We start from the raw sequence: 16,620 nt of genomic DNA, 5'->3' as shown, positions 1-16,620 counted from the left end.
CGAGAACACGAAGACAATGACTCAACTCCAACACGCTACCCTGCTCGTCGAACTGCTGACAGAAGAGCTGCCGCCGAAAGCGCTCGCGCGTCTTGGCGACGCGTTCGCCGAAGGCATTGCGCAGCGCCTCGCGGCGCGCGATCTGATCGACGGCGACGTGTCGTTCGAACGTTATGCAACGCCGCGCCGCCTCGCAGTCACGATCAAAAACGTGCGCGCGGTCGCGCCGGAAAAGCACGTGCGCGAAAAAGTGCTGCCGGTTTCCGTCGCGCTCGATAAAGACGGCCAGCCCACTGCACCGCTTGCCAAGAAACTCGCCGCGCTCGGCTTCCCCGACTTTTCGGTGAGCGACCTGGAGCGCGCGCAAGACGGCAAGACGGAGGCGTTTTTTCTGCGCTACGCCGCGCCGGGCGCGACGCTCGCCGACGGCCTGCAGGCCGCGCTCGACGAAACGCTCGGCAAGCTGCCCATTCCGAAGGTCATGACGTATCAGCGCCCGGACGGCACCAACGTGCAGTTCGTGCGTCCGGTGCAGCGCCTCACCGCGTTGCATGGCGAAGAGATCGTGCCGGTCACGGCGCTCGGTATCGACGCCGACGACACCACGCTCGGCCACCGCTTCCTCTCCGAGGGGCTCGTGCAGATCCAGCACGCGGATGCCTACGCTCACACGCTGCTGGACAAAGGCCGCGTGGTCGCGAATTTCGCCGACCGCAAGGAAACCATCCGCACGCACCTGCTCGCGCAAGCCGACGGCGATCAGGTGGTGATGCCCGAATCGCTGCTCGACGAAGTGACCTCGCTGGTCGAATGGCCGGTGGTCTACGCGTGCCGCTTCGAGGACGAGTTTCTGCAAGTGCCGCAGGAATGCCTGATTCTCACCATGCAGACCAATCAGAAATACTTCGCGTTGACAGATGCAAACGGCAAGTTGCGCTCGCGTTTCCTGATCGTGTCGAACATCGAAACGAAAACGCCGGGCGACATTATCGAAGGCAATGAACGCGTGGTGCGTCCGCGTTTAGCCGACGCGAAATTTTTCTTCGAGCAGGACAAGAAAAAGCCGCTCGCGGATCGCGTGCCGTTGCTCGCGAACGTCGTGTATCACAACAAGCTCGGCTCGGCGCTGCAGCGCGTGGAGCGAGTCGAGGCGCTGGCGGGCGTCATTGCCGGGCTGACCGGCGCGGACGTGGCGCTTGCGCAGCGCGCCGCGCGTCTGTCGAAGGCCGACCTGATCACCGACATGGTGGGCGAATTCCCGGAGCTGCAAGGCACGATGGGCACGTACTATGCGCGCCACGACGGCGAGCCCGAAGAAGTCGCGCTCGCCTGCTCGGAACACTATCAGCCGCGCTTTTCCGGCGACGCATTGCCGAGCACGGCAACCGGCACCGTAGTCGCGCTGGCGGACAAGCTCGAAACGCTGGTCGGGATCTGGGGCATCGGCCTGCAACCCACCGGCGAAAAAGATCCGTTTGCGCTGCGCCGTCACGCGCTGGGCGTGCTGCGCATCCTGATTGAAAAGCAGTTGCCGGTCGATCTGATCGAACTGCTGCGCGCCGCTTATGCACAGTTCGCAAGCGTCCCGGGCGTCGTGGATTCCACGCAAGCCATTTACGAGTTCAGCATGGACCGTCTGCGCGGTCTGCTGCGTGAACGCGGCTATGCGCCCGGGGAAATCGACGCGGTGCTGGCGCTCAATCCTACGCGCCTCGACGACATCGTTGCGCGCCTGGATGCGGTGCGCGAGTTCGCGTCGCTGTCCGAGGCGGCGTCGCTCGCGGCCGCCAACAAACGCATTTCGAACATTCTGAAGAAGTCGGAAAGCGCGGCCACCGGCGGTGTGCAGGTCGCATTGCTCACAGAATCGGCGGAAAAAGCGTTGTACGCGCAGCTCGAACAGGTCGCACCGCGCGTGCAGACGCAACTCGCCGCGCGCGACTATACGGGCGCGCTGACTGCGCTCGCCGCGTTGCGTGAACCGGTGGACACGTTCTTCAACGACGTGATGGTCAACGCCGAAGATCCGGCGTTGCGCGCCAACCGTCTGGCCCTGCTCGGCGCACTGCATCAGCAGATGAACTGCGTCGCCGACATTTCCCGACTCGCCGCCTGAGCCCCGCGCCATGCCGACCAAAAAAGTGGTGATCCTCGACCGCGACGGCGTGATCAACGTCGATTCCGACGCGTTCATCAAGTCGCCGGACGAATGGGTCGCGCTGCCGGGCGCGCTCGAAGCGATCGCGCGTCTGAACCAGGCCGGTTACCGCGTGGCGATCGCGACCAACCAGTCGGGCATCGGCCGCGGCCTTTTCGACATGAACGCGCTGAACGCAATGCACTTGAAAATGCATCGCATGGCGGCCGCGGTCGGCGGCCGCATCGACGCCGTGTTCTTTTGCCCGCACACGGCGGAAGATCACTGCGAGTGCCGCAAGCCGAAGCCCGGCATGCTCAAGCAGATCAACGAGCGCTTCGAGGCCACGCCGGAATACACACCGGTGGTCGGCGACGCCATGCGCGATCTGCAGGCGGGCGCCGCGCTCGGTCATCCCACGCATCTGGTGCTGACCGGCAAGGGACGCAAAACGCTCGAAGCCGGCGGTCTGCCCGAAGGCACGAAAGTCCATAATGACCTGCGCGCGTTCGCGCTCGATTTCCTCTCCGACGCCCAGGAGTGACGCGCACCGCGCGCGTCCTAACTTTTTTCAATCACGCCGATGCGCTTCATTCGCTCCCTGCTGTTGCTGCTCTACTTCGTGGTGTTCACGGTGCCCTACGCGACCGCGTGCTTCATCGCGTTCCCGTTCATGCACGCCGATAAACGCTACTGGATGGCCGCCGGCTGGTGCCGTGCCACGCTCAACATGGTGCGCTGGCTGAACGGCATCCGCTACCGGATCGAGGGTTACGAGAATCTGCCCAACGGTCCCGCCGTGCTGTTGTCGAAGCATCAATCCGCGTGGGAGACGCTGGCGTTTCCCGCACTGATGCCGCGTCCGCTGTGTTACGTGTTCAAGCGAGAACTGTTGTACGTACCGTTCTTCGGCTGGGCGCTCGGCTTGTTGAAGATGGTTCATATCGATCGCAAGGAGGGCAAGTACGCGTTTGAATCCGTCATCCGGCAAGGCAAGGCGCGCATGGCGGAAGGCGCCTGGGTCATCATGTTTCCGGAAGGCACGCGCACGCCGACCGGCAAGCAGGGAAAATACAAAACCGGCGGTGCGCGTTTTGCGATTGCAACGGGCGCACCGGTCGTGCCGATCGCACACAACGCAGGGCGTGTGTGGCCGCGCAACTCGTTTCTCAAATATGCGGGTATAGTCACAGTGTCGATCGGCAAACCGATCGAGACGACGGGGCTCACGCCCGACGAAGTGAACACGCGCGTCGAACAGTGGATCGAAGCAGAGATGCGTCGCATCGATCCTGCTGCGTACAGCGCGGCGGAAAAGAACCGTTCCGCCGCCGCACCAATCTGACGCGCCACGCCTTGAAGGCGTATTAGCGCGAAGCCGAATCCGATGCAGAAGTCTCCTACGTCGCAGCCCGCTGCGGCGCTCGATAGCCGGCAACTCGATCTCCCGCTCTTTGCCGAGCCGGGGTCGACGTCGTCGTCCCCGTCACCGTCCGCACCTTCGTCAGGTCTGTCCGCAACCTCGCCGGGCGGATCGCAGGTTGCGCCGCTCGCGCCGGACGGCAGCAAGCTGCGTAGCCTGACCATCGGATCGCGCATCCTGCATTACGCGTTGAAACGCTCGGCACGCCGCTCGATCGGTTTCGCGATCGACAGCACCGGGCTGACGATCACTGCACCGCGTTGGGTCACGCTTGCCGATATCGAAACGGCAATCACCGAGAAGCAGCGCTGGATTTTCACGAAGCTGATCGAATGGCAAACGCGTGTCGAACAACGCGCGTTGCCGAAAGTGGACTGGAAAGACGGCGCACAGGTGCCCTATCTCGGTCACCCTGTGCGCATTACGCTCGGCGCGCCAGAAGGCACGCTCGCATTCAACGCTCAGGACGCGGCGCTGCAGGTGCCGTTGCCGCTGCAAGCGGACCCGCAGCAGATCAAGGACCGCGTGCAAGGCTGGCTGCAAGGCGAGGCAAAACGCGTGTTCGGCGAGCGTCTCGCCATTTACGCGGACAAGCTGGGCGTCAACTACCGTGCGTACGCGCTGTCGTCGGCGGCCACACGCTGGGGCAGTTGTTCGAGCGACGGCAAGATTCGCCTGAACTGGCGCCTGATTCATTTCCCGCTGTCGATCATCGACTATGTGGTCGCGCATGAACTTGCGCATCTGCGTGAGATGAATCACAGCCCGCGCTTCTGGCAGACCGTTGAATCGATCTTTCCAGAGTTCCGCGAGGCACGGCAAACATTGAAGTCGCATCCACCGGAATTGCTGCCGACGCTTTGATGCGTTCGAATATGGCCACATAAGAAAGGGCGCTTCGTCGTTAGAACGAAGCGCCCTTTTTTCATTGCATGACTTGCCGCTTGCAACTGCCGTCTGATACTGGCTTACTCCGTGCAGAACGTTTCCTGCAGATGACGCCATGAAACGTTGCCGGTTGAGTCGAGATCCATCACGGCGGTAGAGCGCCGCACGTTCGCGTTGCCCGCGCTGTCGCGCTGATACTCGCGATACTTCACCACGGCGCCAGACGGATACTCGGCGACAAGCTCCATGTCCTTGATGGTGATCTGCGAACCGGGGCGCGCGCCAATCAGCCTTGCAAACGTGTCGTGCAGACCCGCGTAATCCATCACGGCGCCCGACGGCGTGACGAGTGTGAATTGCGGCGCGAAGCGCGCCATGATTCGCCGCAACGCACCTTCGTCGGCCGAGCCGTCAAACAGCGCCTGGATTTCGACGTGAATGCTACCGAGTTCTTCGAAGTAGGGATTCGATCTGATCATTGCGTCGCCTCACCGAGCACGCTTTTTATTTCTTCTTCTGGATGAATTCGATTTTGTAGCCATCCGGGTCAGTCACGAATGCGATCACCGTCGTGCCATGCTTCATCGGGCCGGCTTCGCGCACCACCGTGCCGCCTTGTGCCTTGATCTTGTCGCACGCCGCGTAGGCGTCTTCCACCTCAACGGCGAGGTGGCCAAAGCCGTTGCCGAGATCATACGAAGGTGTATCCCAGTTGTGCGTGAGTTCCAGCGCGGTGCCGGTGCGTTCGTCTTCGTAGCCGACGAACGCCAGCGTGAACTTGCCCTCCGGATAGTCTTCGCGGCGCAGCAGTCTCATGCCGAGCAGTTCCGTGTAAAACGCAATTGAACGGTCCAGGTCGCCGACCCGGAGCATGGTGTGAAGAAGGCGCATGTTGTACTCCCAGTTGCCTGACGTAGAAACCGTAAATGTACCCGGATTTGGACGGAGATGAGTTGGGGCTACCAAATACATCAGTAGTCAGAAATAAAGCGGACGTGCCAACCCGTTGACCGCCGCGTTTGACCGCCGCGTTTGACCGCCGCGTTTGGCCGCCGCGTTCGGCCGCCGCGTTCGGCTACCGCGTTTTGACCGCCTGAAGCTTAGCCCTCGCTGCGCGAATCCGAGCCTGCCACCAATTGCGCGACGCGCACATACTCGGCCACCGGCACGTCTTCCGCGCGGCGTTGCAGATCGAAGCCGAGTGCTTCGAAATCCACCGAATCGCGGTACGCGCCAAGCGTATTGCGCAACATCTTGCGGCGTTGCGAAAAGGCGGCGGTCACCACTTCGCCGAGCACGCGCTCGTCGACGTCCGGCAACTCGTGCAATTCATAGGGAATCATCCGCACGATTGCCGAGTCGACCTTCGGCGGCGGGTTGAATGCCTCGGGCGGAACGTCGAGCTGTTTATCGATCACGTAGCGATACTGCAGCATCACCGAAAGTCGGCTGAATGCTTTGGTGCCCGGCTCCGCCACCATCCGGTCGACCACCTCGTTCTGCAGCATGAAGTGCTGGTCGATCACGCGCTCGGCAAACGAGGTCAGGTGAAACAGCAAGGGACTCGAAATGTTGTACGGCAGATTGCCGACAATGCGCAGCGACGCCTTCTCGCCCGGAACGGCCAGCGAGCCGAAGTCGAACGCGAGTGCGTCGCCCGCGTGCAGTTCGAGTAGCTCGCCGAACTTCGTCTTCAGACGGCCGATCAGATCACGGTCCAGTTCGACAGCGTGCAGCGGCGAGCCGGGCGTAGCCAGCCGCTCGATCAGCGGCTCGGTCAGCGCGCCGAGGCCCGGCCCGATTTCGACCATGCGCTCGCCGCGCTGCGGCCGGATCACGTCGACGATCGAGTCGATCACGCCCATGTCGACCAGAAAGTTCTGGCCAAAACGCTTGCGCGCGATGTGACCCTGGTGCCGGCCCTGTTGCTGTCTGCTGATGGACATCGAAGAAACGCTAAGAAAAAAATGGCTTTGAAAAAGGAGCGCGCGCGAAACGCAATGCTCGTGCGAAAGCGTCGGCAACGCGAGCGGCGTGCGCCGCCGTCAGCCCGCCCGGCGGTGCTGCGCCATCGACACCGCCGTGTCGATCGCGGCGATCAGGCTGCCGGCGTCGGCACGGCCCGTGCCGGCCAGATCGAGCGCCGTGCCGTGATCCACCGACGTGCGGATGATCGGCAACCCGAGCGTGACGTTGATGCCTTCGCCGAACGTGGCGTACTTCAACACCGGCAAGCCCTGATCGTGAAACATCGCCAGCACGCAGTCAGCTTCGTCCAGATAACGCGGCTGGAACAGCGTATCCGCCGGATAGGGACCGCGCGCGTCGATACCCTGATCGTTCGCGCATTTCAGCGCCGGCGTGATGACCTCGATTTCCTCGCGGCCGAGATAACCGTTTTCGCCCGCGTGTGGATTCAGCCCCGTGACCAGAATGCGCGGCGCGGGCAAACCGAAGTGATGCCGCAAATCATGATGGATGATGCGCAGCGTTTCCAGAATGCCTTGCACCGACAACGCCGCGGACACATCCTTCAGCGGCAGATGCGTGGTGGCGAGCGCGACCCGCAGCGGACGTTTGCCGGTGCCGGCCAGCATCATCACCACCTGGCGCGTATTCGTACGCTCGGCCAGATATTCGGTGTGGCCGGTAAACGGCACGCCGGCGTCGTTGATCGTGCTCTTTTGCAGCGGCGCGGTGACGATCGCGTCGAACGAACCGGCCATTGCGCCGTCGATCGCGCGATCGAGCAGGTCGAGCACATAGCGGCCGTTTGCCGCGTTCAGCTTGCCGGCCTGCGCCGGCGCGCCGAGCGCCGTGTGCTGCACGCGAACGCGCTTGCCGTCCGCCGTCAGCGCGGCCCAATCCACGCCCACCGCATGCGCCCGCGCGGCGAGCAGGTCCGCGTCGCCGAGCACTGTGAATTGCGCCCCGGGCCAGTGCGTGGCCGCGCCGGCCAGCGCCTGCGCGGTCAACTCGGGGCCGACGCCGGCGGGCTCGCCGGTCGTGACCGCGATCTGCAACGGATGGCTGGACTGCGCGGCGTTCGTCATGATGCTTACTGCGCGCTCGTCAGCATGGGTTTGACTTCCACGTACGCCGTGTCGCGCAGTTCGCGCAGCCAGTCGGCATACGCCTGTTCCGCTTTGCGCTGGCCGATGGCCTGGCGCGCGAGGTCCATCTGCTGCGAAACGGAGCCTTCTGCTTCGCGGCGGCCCAGCACCTGAATCAGGTGGTAGCCGTACTCGCTTCGCACCGGGTCGCTGATCTGGCCGTCCTGCAACGTGTTCATCGCGCGTTCGAATTCGGGCACCGTTTCACCCGGGCTGATCCAGCCCAGATCGCCGCCCTGCGACGACGAACCGTCCTGCGAATACGTATGCGCGAACTTTGCGAAATCGCCGCCCGCGGCGATCTCCTGCTTGATCTCGAGCAGCTTCTGGCGCGCCTGCGGCTCCGACATGCCGTCGCCGACACGCAGCAGAATGTGCCGCACGTGCGTCTGCACGAGCTTCGTGGAATCGCTCGACGACGTGCCCTGACCCGCGCGGCGGTCCACCAGACGCACGATTTCAAAGCCGTCGCTGGTGCGGATCAGGTCCGGATTGACCTGGCCCGGGCGCAGATTCGACGCGGCCTTGACGAAGTCAGGCGGCAGCGTGGCCGGCGACGCATAACCCATGTCGCCACCCTTCGACGCGTCCGGCGCCTGCGATTCCGACTTTGCCAGCTTCTCGAAACTGGCGCCGCCCTTCGCTTCGTCCAGCAACGCCTGGGCTTTCTTCTGCGCCGCTTCGATGTCCGTTTCCGGCGCGTTCAGCGGCGCCTTCACGAAAATGTGCTGCATGTGCAGGTCGCTCGTCAGGCCGGCGTTCGGGCCGCGCTGGCTGGCGATGTAATTGGCGACCTCGGCGTCCGACACGGTGACCTTGCTATCCACTTCCTTTTCGCGCAAACGCGACAGCGTCAGTTCCGTGCGCGCGTCGTTCGTAAACGTGGTCCAGGGCACGCCTTGCGCCTCGATCCGTGCGCGGTAGATTTCAAGCGACATGTTGTTCGCCTGCGCGAGACGTTCGAGCGTTTTCTGCACGGCAGCGTCGTCGATATTGATGCCGTCTTCCTTGGCTTTTTGCAGCTGGATGCGCTCCAGCACCATCTGGTTGAGCACCTGCTGACGCAACTGGTCCATCGGCGGGACCGGCGCGTTCTGCTGGTTCAGCCGGCGCGTGATCAGGCCGATGCGCTCGTCGAGCTCGCGCCGCGTGATGACACCGTTGTTGACCACCGCGGCGATGGTATCGACCGTCTCGCCGCTACTGCTGGAGAGCGCCTGCGCCTGCACCGGCGCCACCGACAGGAAAGACGCCGCGACGGCCAGACCGGCCGCGAGCGTTGCCAAGCGAAGCTTTTTCATGATTGCCACAGATACTCCAATGATGTCGGGCACGCCTGGGCCCGTCTTTTCGCATTCCGTCAATGCTCGTGATTCGGTGAGCGTCATTCGTAATTGGTGAAACGCGCTTCCGGCGGCGGCGGCGGCGGCAACGGCGTGTAGCCCGCGACGCTGTTGCGGAACGCGCTGATCAGTCCGTTATCGACGCTCGACAGACCCTTGAACGTCAGCTGCGCGAGAAACCGCGTGCTCGACTGATTCTGCCCCGACGTGTTCAGGCCGTTCGCGTAACGCTGGATACCGGCGCCGAGCGTCCAGCAGTCGGCGTCGTATTGCAGACCGACGAGACCGTCTACGATCCGGTGACCGCCGAGGTCGTAATTGAAGCGCCCGACTCCGTACACGCGGTGCGTGAGCGGCCACTGCCCGGAAATCAGCAGCTGGTTGATCGGCTGGTTATCCAGCGTGGTGTTCGCGCGCGTGTAGCGATAGCCGACGTTGATCACCCGGCCGGTGCCCGGGCTGAACCCGAAGCCCACGCTGGTCTTCACCAGCTGGTTATTGTCGGCATTATATTGGAACGCCGTTTCCGAAGCGAAACCGGCGCCGAGCTTCAACGACGCGCCTGCAATCAGGTCCGAGTGCGTGGCTTGCGTGCTGGTTTGCGTCGGCAGCAGCGTGACGCGCTGGTCCTGGAAATAGTACTGCTGCGCAATCACGAAGCGCGCGCGTTCGTCGCCCGTTGCCGGGTTGATGAAACGCGTGGTGATGGCGGCCGTCAGCCGGTTCGCGTCCGCGATCCGGTCGTTGCCGACGAACGTGTTCGGCGTGAAAATTTCGGCGAGACCGAAGTCGGAGTCGGCCGTGTCAAACAGCGGCGCGGATTCCTGATTGCGGTACGGCGTGTAAACGTAGTATAGGCGCGGCTCCAGCGTCTGGATGTAATCCTCGCCGAAGATGCGCACCGAGCGGTCGAAGATCAGGCCCGTGTCGAAGCTGAGCGTCGGGATCGATTCGGTGAAGTTCTTCGGCGTGCCGACGGGCACGTCGGTGCCGATATTGCGCAGGTTGTACGACGCGAAGTGCCACTGCACTTTCGGCGTGACGAAGTAGCCTGGTCCAACCACCGAGTACGACAGGTACGGGTTGAACATCACCCGCTGACCTTCGGTCATGTCCGCCGTGGTGATGCGGAAGTTCGTGTAGTCGGCTTCCGCGCCGTAGTCGAAACCGCCGACGTTGTACTTCGCGTACTTCACGTTCAACTGCGGCTCGCGGCCATACGGCGCGACCGACGGCGTCAGCGTCTGCCAGTGCTGCTCACGCGCGAGCACCGACCACGGGCCATTGTTGTAGGTCAACCCGGCTTCCTGCTGATACAGGAGCTGGGTGCCGTTCATGAACTGGTTGACCGACGACGACAGGTCTTCCGGATACGTGTTGTCCGAAACCTTGTTGTAATAGATGTAGCCGCCGAACCCGTCGCCGAAATTCTGGTTGTGCTGGATGTACAGCGCGTAGCGGTTGGTCTTGGTCAGGTGGTCGTCCGGCAGGAATTCGCCGGTGATCGAGCCGGAATACGTGGGCGACAGATACCGGAACGTGGTCTGCAGCTGCACGCCGCGCTTGGAGATCAGACGCGGCGTGACCGTCAGATCGCGATTGGGCGCGATGTTGAAGTAATACGGCACCGAGAGTTCGAAGCCGTTCGACGAACTCAGCGAGAACGTGGGCGGCAGGATCCCGCTGCGCCGCTCGCCCGACAGCGGGAACGACAGCCACGGCGACGCGAACACCGGCACGCCCTGGAAGAACAGCACGCCATTGTGGGCGACGCCTTCGTCCGCGCCCGTGTCGAAATCGAATTCGCTGCCCTTGATGTACCACGCCGGATCGTCCGCGCACTCGCAGGCCGTGTACGTACCGTTGGTGAACACCGAGCGCTCGTTGTCGAGCAGATCGACGCGGTCCGCGCTGCCCGAACCGCCTGTCATGTTGAAGTGGTACTTCGGCGCGGTCATGAAGCCTTCGCTCGAATCCACGCGCATGTGCGCCTCGGGGCCGGCGAAGGTCGCGCCGTTGTTGTTCACGTGGACCTGGCCGTATGCGTCGGCCATGTCCGTGTCCTGATCGTAATGCAGCGCGTCGGCCTTGATGACGAAAGTATTGCGGCGCACTTCCGCGGCGCCCTTCGCGGCCAGATCCTGATCCGTCGTGCCGCTCTCGCTTTCGCCGAGCACGAACGTGGCCGGCTTCTGGCCCGACTGCAGCGGATGTTCTTCGAGCTGCGGGGCGAGCCGCATGCCCCACGGCGCGTCGATAGGCTGTGGCTGCGCCGCCTCGCCGACGAGCTGGGCGTGCGCAAGCGCGGGCATCAGGCCCGGAACGGCGATCAACGCCGCGACGAGCCGCCTTTTGCGCGGCTCTGCGGCACAAGAGGGAGTCGTTTGGGAAAGCTGTCTAGGCGGCATGTATCGTTTGGCGAATCGGCCCGTCCGTCAGCTTTTGCAGTCACGATCCACCGCCTGCACATCCTGACCGTGACAGTCGGCTGCACATCAATAGAGATCTGTCGAACGGTGAGGCGGGCGGTAAAGCGCAATGCGCACAGCTGGCGTGAGTCGCGTCAAAAAAGTCGTGGGGTATTATATGGCAAGACGTTGCCCCCAAGATTTTGCCGCCGGTTTTCATGACGCTGCCCTCCTCCCAAGATTCCACCGACACCCGCCTCCACCTGCTCAAAGCCTGGCTGCAAGGCCACGCGGCGGGTTATGCGCTTGCGCTCGACACCCTCGTTCCCGCCTCGTCCGACGCCAGTTTCCGGCGCTATTTCCGGCTCGCCGGTAAGGCGCCGGAAGGCGAGGCCGCCGGCACGCTGATCGCCGTCGACGCGCCGCCGCCCGAAAAATGCCGCGAGTTCGTGCAGATCGCGCAACTGCTGTTCGACGCCGGCGTGCACGTGCCGCGCGTGATGGAAGCCGATTTCGACGCGGGCTTCATGCTCGTCACCGATCTCGGCACCGAGTCGTATCTCGGTGCGCTGACCACCGCGCAAAGAGACGGCGATTCCAGCCAGTGCCGCACGCTGATGCGCGACGCGCTGGACGCGCTGATCCGCTGGCAGCTCAGTTCGCAAGACGGCGTGCTGCCGCCATTCGACGAAGCGTTCCTGCGCCGCGAGATGGAGTTGTTGCCGGAGTGGTTCATTGGCCGGCATCTGGGCCGTGAGGTCGACGAAAAGACGCGCGCACTGCTCGATCGCACGTATGCGCTGCTCATTGCGAGCGCCCGCGCGCAACCGCAAGTCTTCATGCTGCGCGACTTCATGCCGCGCAATCTGATGATCGCGCCGCCCAATCCCGGCGTGCTCGACTTCCAGGACGCCGTGTACGGTCCGATCACGTACGACGTCGTGTCGCTGCTGCGCGATGCGTTTCTCAGTTGGGACGAGGAATTCGAACTCGACTGCTTCGTGTACTACTGGGAGCGTGCGAGAAAGGCCGGCCTGCCGGTCGATCCGGATTTCGGGGAGTTTTACCGTCAACTCGAATGGCTGGGCCTGCAACGGCACATCAAGGTGCTGGGCCTTTTCTGCCGGATCAATTATCGCGACGGCAAGCCGCACTACATGAACGACCTGCCGCGCTTCATGGGCTACGCGCGTAAGGTGGCGGAACGCTACGCGCCGCTGCGCCCGTTTGCGAGACTGCTCGACGAACTCGAAGGCCGCGCCGACGAAGTCGGCTACACGTTCTGAACTCCTCACCTCGCTCATGACGAAGTCCCTGAAGAAAGCGATGATCTTTGCCGCGGGCCGTGGCGAACGCATGCGTCCGTTGACCGACACACGCCCCAAACCGTTGCTCGAAGCAGGCGGCAAACCGTTGATCGTGTGGCAGATCGAACGGCTTGCGCGGGCCGGATTCGAGACTATCGTGATCAATCACGCGTGGCTCGGCAAACAGATCGAGGACACGCTCGGCGACGGTTCGCGCTGGCACGTGCGTCTGCTGTATTCGCGCGAAACCGAAGCGCTGGAAACAGCGGGCGGCATCGTTCAGGCGCTGCCGCTACTCGAAGACGAAGGCACGAGTGAAGTGTTCGTCGCGGTAAGTGGCGACGTCTATGCGGATTTCGATTACGCGACGCTGCAGGCCCGTGCCGCGCAACTGGCAGCGTCGGGCGAGCCCGGCATGCATCTGGTGATGGTGCCGAATCCGGCGTTTCATCCGGGCGGCGACTTCGGTCTCGTGGACGGCGTGCTGGCACTCGACGCCCAACCGCGCTTCACATTCGGCAACATCGGTCTGTACGACACGCGCATGTTCCGTGATTTGCCGCGCGGCACGCGGCGCGCGCTTTCGCCGTATTACCGCGAGACGATTGCGCAAGGCCGCGCGAGCGGCGAACTGCATGAAGGCGTGTGGGAAAACGTCGGGACGCCCGCGCAGTTGCAGGCGCTGGATCAGCGCTTGCGCGCACGCTGAGCGCGAGCGAGAGAGCGCAGGAAAGTGCGCATGCCGCGGCGGCGCGTGAGCTTTCGTGCGCCGCCGGGCTCCGCTGCGCTGCCCTCGAAGGTGGCCGACGTGTGCCCGCGTGCGTCGACTCCGCCGACGCTCACTACCGTCCGCTGTGGCCAACATCCGCAGGCTCGCCAGCCTCCGGCGTCAATTCCGCGCGTTGCTGCTGCAACGCCCACATTTGCGCAAAAAGCCCATTCGCGTTCAGCAACTCCGCGTGCGTGCCGCGCTCCACGATGCGCCCTTTATCCATCACGATGATCTGCTGTGCGTGCACCACCGTCGACAGCCGGTGGGCAATGATCAGCGTCGTGCGTTCGCGGGCGATCTGATCGAGTTCACGCTGAATCGCGCGCTCGGAGCGCGAGTCGAGCGCGGACGTGGCTTCGTCGAATAACAGAATGGGCGGATTCTTGAGGATCGTGCGGGCAATTGCCACGCGCTGCTTTTCGCCTCCCGAAAGCTTCAGCCCGCGTTCGCCGACCGGCGTGTCGTAGCCCTTCGGCAAGCCTTCGATGAACTCATGAATATGCGCCGCGCGCGCCGCCGCGATCACCTCGTCGCGCGTGGCCGACGGCCGGCCGTACGCAATGTTGTAGTAGATCGAATCGTTGAACAGCACCGTATCCTGCGGCACGATGCCGATCGACGCGCGCAGCGAATCCTGCGCGACATCGCGGATATCCTGACCGTCGATGGTGATCGCGCCGCCCGTTGCGCGGTCGAGATCGTAGAAGCGGAACATGAGCCGTGCGAGCGTGGATTTGCCCGAGCCGCTATGGCCGACCACCGCCGTCGTGGTGCCCGCCGGAATCGTGAAGCTCACGTCGTGCAGAATCTGCCGCGCCGGCTCATACGCGAAATTCACGTGCTCGAAGCGGACCTGCGCGCCCGTCACGTGTAGCGCAGGCGCGTCGGGCAGATCGGGCACTTCACGCGTCGCGCCGAGCAGCGTGAACATGCGGTCCATGTCCGTCAGACTCTGCTTCAGCTCGCGATACACCACGCCGAGAAAATTCAGCGGTATGTAGAGTTGCAGCATGAACGTGTTGATCAACACCAGATCGCCGAGCGTGAGCCGCCCGGCCATCACTCCTTGCGTCGCGCGCCACAGAATGAACACGAGCCCGGTGCCGATAATCGCCTGCTGCCCAAAGTTCAGCGCGGACAACGAACGCTGCGACTTGATCGCCGCTGTGCGGTAGCGCCTGAGATTTTCGTCGTAGCGCTGCGCTTCCCACTCTTCGTTGCCGAAGTATTTGACGGTTTCGTAGTTCAGCAGCGAATCGATCGCGCGCGAATTTGCCCGCGAATCGAGATCGTTCATGGTGCGGCGAAAATGCGTGCGCCATTCCGTCACTTTCACCGTGAACGTGATGTACACAGCCAGCGCGATGAACGTGACGACCGCGTAATACGCCTCGTACTTGACGACGAAGAAACCGAGCACGAGACCGACCTCGACGAGCGTCGGCAGAATGCTGTAGAGCGAATACGAGATCAGCTGTGTGATACCGCGCGTGCCGCGTTCAATATCGCGCGACATGCCGCCCGTCTGCCGGTCCAGATGAAACCGCAGCGACAGCGCATGCAGATGGCGGAACACTTTCAGCGCGAGCTGACGCACCGCGCTTTCGGTCACCTTCGCGAACAGGACTTCGCGCAACTCGGTAAAGAGCGACGTGGAAAGCCGCACCACCGCATACGCCACCACGAGCAGACCGACGCCGCCGAGCAGCACGATGCCCGGCGCGTCCTGTGCGCGGCCGAGTGCGGTGAGATGGCGAACCGACGAGAGACTGTCGACGATCCGCTTCATCACGATTGGCACGCCAAGGTTGGCGACCTTCGCGCCGATCAGGCAACTCAGTGCGAATGCCACACGCCATTTGTAGGTGGCGAGGTAAGGCAGCAGTGAGAGGATCGTCTGCCAGTCGTTGCGCGGCTGGGTGGAGATCGGGGAAAGTTCGGTCGAGGACGAGCGGCGCATGGGGACTCTGCTTGAATTGCGAAACAGACGGAGTTCGCAGCGCAGCGGCAAGCCTAGCAGCTTGCCGGTCCGGCGCCCTGCTTTTTGTCACGCGGCCCGGCTGGGCGCTTTCCCGTACAATTCCTGATTCCTATATTGTCGCAGAAGCCGGCTGGCGCCGCTCTTCATGGGCCGATCGGCCAGCGCTGCACGTAAGCCGTGTCACGGCTTCTGCCGGGTACGCAGTGCAGTTGTCGTGAATCGCCGCCTGCCGGTCGAGCCGACCGAGCCAACACGTTTCTCAGGGTGTCCCGATGACCGATATTCTTCAACTTCCGCAAAAGCCGTGTGCGCTGCGAGTCGTACCGCAGCCTTCCGACGCCAATGTTCACGGCGACGTGTTCGGCGGCTGGATCATGGCTCAGGTGGACATTGCCGGCTCGATCCCGGCGAGCCGTCGCGCGAATGGACGTGTGGCGACCATTGCGGTGAATTCGTTCGTGTTCAAGCAGCCGGTGTTCGTCGGCGACCTGCTGAGTTTTTATGCGGATATCGTCAAGACCGGCAATACGTCGGTGACGGTGGCAGTCGAGGTTTACGCGCAACGCATGAGCCTTACCGAAGACCTCGTCAAGGTCACCGAAGCCACGCTGACCTATGTTGCAACCGACAGCGACCGTCGTCCGCGCGCGTTGCCAACCCTCGACTGACTGACGCGCGGCCGCCGCTTCGGGCGGAACTCGCGCAAGTGTAACGAGGCGCCTTCCGGGCGCCTCGTCTGGTTTACGTCCATCCCATCCGGCAAGCCTGGCGGGCAAGCTCATGCAAGCGGGCCGCCAGACCGACGACAGGCGCCGCAGCGCTTACTGGCTGGCCGCGGTGCCGGCGGCCGCCTTCTTCTCCGCCTTCTGAATGTCGTTCGGATAATTCGGATCGTTACGCGACGGGTTATATCCGTTGGCTTCCAGCTGCTTCAGCTCGGCATTTTTCTTGGCCCGCGCCTGCTTGCGCGCGGCCTTGCGTTGCGCTTTGGTGGTCGTGACTTTCGAAGCGGCGCCCGGAATTGCCGCGTCCGAATCATTTCCCGCCGGACCGCCGCCGCCGCTTTGTGCGAACGCCGGCGAGACCGACGCCACACTCAATACCACGGATGCCAGCAGTACAGCCCACTTCTTTGCAGGGGAAGACGTCATTCTTTTTTCTCCAGTCGTTGAACTCATAGTCGACGGCGAAACGTCCGCTCTCGCACCAAGCCATCCAGCTACGATTGCGGGCGCTGCGCCACGTGAA

The 16,620-nt window shown here is 63.3% G+C and carries 15 protein-coding genes; 7 read left to right on the top strand and 8 right to left on the bottom strand.

The genetic code is table 11. From position 1 onward, the window contains the following. Positions 1-16: 16 nt before the first annotated feature. Genes glyS through AAGS40_RS02120 form a run of 4 tightly spaced genes read left to right on the top strand, consistent with a single transcriptional unit; the run spans position 17 to position 4,424 of the window. Positions 17-2,116 (top strand): glycine--tRNA ligase subunit beta, encoded by a 2,100-nt coding sequence (gene glyS, locus AAGS40_RS02135; RefSeq protein ID WP_345812887.1) that lies wholly within the window; start codon positions 17-19, stop codon positions 2,114-2,116. A gap of 10 nt (positions 2,117-2,126) precedes the next feature. Beyond that, positions 2,127-2,681 (top strand): D-glycero-beta-D-manno-heptose 1,7-bisphosphate 7-phosphatase, encoded by a 555-nt coding sequence (gmhB, locus tag AAGS40_RS02130; RefSeq protein ID WP_345812886.1) that lies wholly within the window; start codon positions 2,127-2,129, stop codon positions 2,679-2,681. A 39-nt stretch (positions 2,682-2,720) separates the two neighbouring features. Then, complete coding sequence (locus AAGS40_RS02125) at positions 2,721-3,482, top strand: lysophospholipid acyltransferase family protein (RefSeq protein ID WP_345812885.1); 762 nt, start codon at positions 2,721-2,723, stop codon at positions 3,480-3,482. Between the two features lie 42 nt (positions 3,483-3,524). Then, positions 3,525-4,424 (top strand): SprT family zinc-dependent metalloprotease, encoded by a 900-nt coding sequence (locus AAGS40_RS02120; protein WP_345812883.1) that lies wholly within the window; start codon positions 3,525-3,527, stop codon positions 4,422-4,424. 104 nt (positions 4,425-4,528) lie between these two features. On the opposite strand, the gene AAGS40_RS02115 is transcribed toward AAGS40_RS02120, so the two are convergent. From AAGS40_RS02115 to AAGS40_RS02090, 6 genes are all read right to left on the bottom strand, one after another. After that, positions 4,529-4,927 carry a DUF4440 domain-containing protein gene (locus AAGS40_RS02115; protein ID WP_345812882.1) on the bottom strand — a complete coding sequence of 133 codons (399 nt, stop codon included), beginning with the start codon at positions 4,925-4,927 and terminating at the stop codon, positions 4,529-4,531. Between the two features lie 25 nt (positions 4,928-4,952). Further along, positions 4,953-5,339 carry a lactoylglutathione lyase gene (gloA, locus tag AAGS40_RS02110; protein WP_345812880.1) on the bottom strand — a complete coding sequence of 129 codons (387 nt, stop codon included), beginning with the start codon at positions 5,337-5,339 and terminating at the stop codon, positions 4,953-4,955. Between the two features lie 209 nt (positions 5,340-5,548). Then, positions 5,549-6,394, bottom strand: a complete 846-nt coding sequence (gene rsmA / locus AAGS40_RS02105; RefSeq protein WP_345812879.1) for a 16S rRNA (adenine(1518)-N(6)/adenine(1519)-N(6))-dimethyltransferase RsmA — start codon at positions 6,392-6,394, stop codon at positions 5,549-5,551. A gap of 99 nt (positions 6,395-6,493) precedes the next feature. Further along, on the bottom strand, positions 6,494-7,501 hold the full coding sequence (gene pdxA, locus AAGS40_RS02100) for a 4-hydroxythreonine-4-phosphate dehydrogenase PdxA (protein ID WP_345812877.1): 1,008 nt from the start codon (positions 7,499-7,501) through the stop codon (positions 6,494-6,496). 5 nt (positions 7,502-7,506) lie between these two features. Then, positions 7,507-8,871 (bottom strand): peptidylprolyl isomerase, encoded by a 1,365-nt coding sequence (locus AAGS40_RS02095; RefSeq protein ID WP_345812876.1) that lies wholly within the window; start codon positions 8,869-8,871, stop codon positions 7,507-7,509. Positions 8,872-8,945: 74 nt separating this feature from the next. After that, positions 8,946-11,312, bottom strand: a complete 2,367-nt coding sequence (locus AAGS40_RS02090; RefSeq protein ID WP_345812874.1) for an LPS-assembly protein LptD — start codon at positions 11,310-11,312, stop codon at positions 8,946-8,948. 218 nt (positions 11,313-11,530) lie between these two features. Here AAGS40_RS02090 and AAGS40_RS02085 point away from each other — a divergent pair, with 218 nt between their 5' ends. Both AAGS40_RS02085 and murU read left to right on the top strand, forming a co-directional pair. After that, entirely contained in the window at positions 11,531-12,598 is a 1,068-nt protein-coding gene (locus AAGS40_RS02085) for a phosphotransferase (protein ID WP_345812873.1), read from the top strand. 16 nt (positions 12,599-12,614) lie between these two features. Then, complete coding sequence (gene murU / locus AAGS40_RS02080; RefSeq protein WP_345812872.1) at positions 12,615-13,328, top strand: N-acetylmuramate alpha-1-phosphate uridylyltransferase MurU; 714 nt, start codon at positions 12,615-12,617, stop codon at positions 13,326-13,328. Between the two features lie 133 nt (positions 13,329-13,461). Here murU and AAGS40_RS02075 read toward each other — a convergent pair whose 3' ends face one another. Then, complete coding sequence (locus AAGS40_RS02075) at positions 13,462-15,351, bottom strand: ABC transporter ATP-binding protein/permease (RefSeq protein ID WP_345812871.1); 1,890 nt, start codon at positions 15,349-15,351, stop codon at positions 13,462-13,464. Between the two features lie 293 nt (positions 15,352-15,644). On the opposite strand from AAGS40_RS02075, the gene AAGS40_RS02070 reads away from it, so the two are divergent. Continuing rightward, a complete protein-coding gene (locus AAGS40_RS02070) occupies positions 15,645-16,040 on the top strand; it encodes an acyl-CoA thioesterase (protein ID WP_345812870.1) in 396 nt (131 codons plus the stop codon). A gap of 153 nt (positions 16,041-16,193) precedes the next feature. On the opposite strand, the gene AAGS40_RS02065 is transcribed toward AAGS40_RS02070, so the two are convergent. Continuing rightward, positions 16,194-16,523 carry a DUF4148 domain-containing protein gene (locus AAGS40_RS02065; RefSeq protein WP_345812869.1) on the bottom strand — a complete coding sequence of 110 codons (330 nt, stop codon included), beginning with the start codon at positions 16,521-16,523 and terminating at the stop codon, positions 16,194-16,196. Positions 16,524-16,620: the final 97 nt, after the last annotated feature.

The sequence above is a fragment of the Paraburkholderia sp. PREW-6R genome, assembly GCF_039621805.1.
GTDB lineage: Bacteria > Pseudomonadota > Gammaproteobacteria > Burkholderiales > Burkholderiaceae > Paraburkholderia.
Note: the sequence above shows the minus strand (reverse complement) of the source record. Positions and strands in the feature narration are given on the sequence as shown.

Coding starts and splice junctions, on each gene's coding strand:
- AAGS40_RS02070 (WP_345812870.1), top strand. CDS start 15,645: ATGACCGATATTCTTCAACTTCCGCAAAAGCCGTGTGCGCTGCGAGTC.
- AAGS40_RS02115 (WP_345812882.1), bottom strand. CDS start 4,927: ATGATCAGATCGAATCCCTACTTCGAAGAACTCGGTAGCATTCACGTC.
- gloA (WP_345812880.1), bottom strand. CDS start 5,339: ATGCGCCTTCTTCACACCATGCTCCGGGTCGGCGACCTGGACCGTTCA.
- AAGS40_RS02125 (WP_345812885.1), top strand. CDS start 2,721: ATGCGCTTCATTCGCTCCCTGCTGTTGCTGCTCTACTTCGTGGTGTTC.
- pdxA (WP_345812877.1), bottom strand. CDS start 7,501: ATGACGAACGCCGCGCAGTCCAGCCATCCGTTGCAGATCGCGGTCACG.
- AAGS40_RS02120 (WP_345812883.1), top strand. CDS start 3,525: ATGCAGAAGTCTCCTACGTCGCAGCCCGCTGCGGCGCTCGATAGCCGG.
- AAGS40_RS02085 (WP_345812873.1), top strand. CDS start 11,531: ATGACGCTGCCCTCCTCCCAAGATTCCACCGACACCCGCCTCCACCTG.
- AAGS40_RS02075 (WP_345812871.1), bottom strand. CDS start 15,351: ATGCGCCGCTCGTCCTCGACCGAACTTTCCCCGATCTCCACCCAGCCG.
- gmhB (WP_345812886.1), top strand. CDS start 2,127: ATGCCGACCAAAAAAGTGGTGATCCTCGACCGCGACGGCGTGATCAAC.
- rsmA (WP_345812879.1), bottom strand. CDS start 6,394: ATGTCCATCAGCAGACAGCAACAGGGCCGGCACCAGGGTCACATCGCG.
- murU (WP_345812872.1), top strand. CDS start 12,615: ATGACGAAGTCCCTGAAGAAAGCGATGATCTTTGCCGCGGGCCGTGGC.
- glyS (WP_345812887.1), top strand. CDS start 17: ATGACTCAACTCCAACACGCTACCCTGCTCGTCGAACTGCTGACAGAA.
- AAGS40_RS02065 (WP_345812869.1), bottom strand. CDS start 16,523: ATGACGTCTTCCCCTGCAAAGAAGTGGGCTGTACTGCTGGCATCCGTG.
- AAGS40_RS02090 (WP_345812874.1), bottom strand. CDS start 11,312: ATGCCGCCTAGACAGCTTTCCCAAACGACTCCCTCTTGTGCCGCAGAG.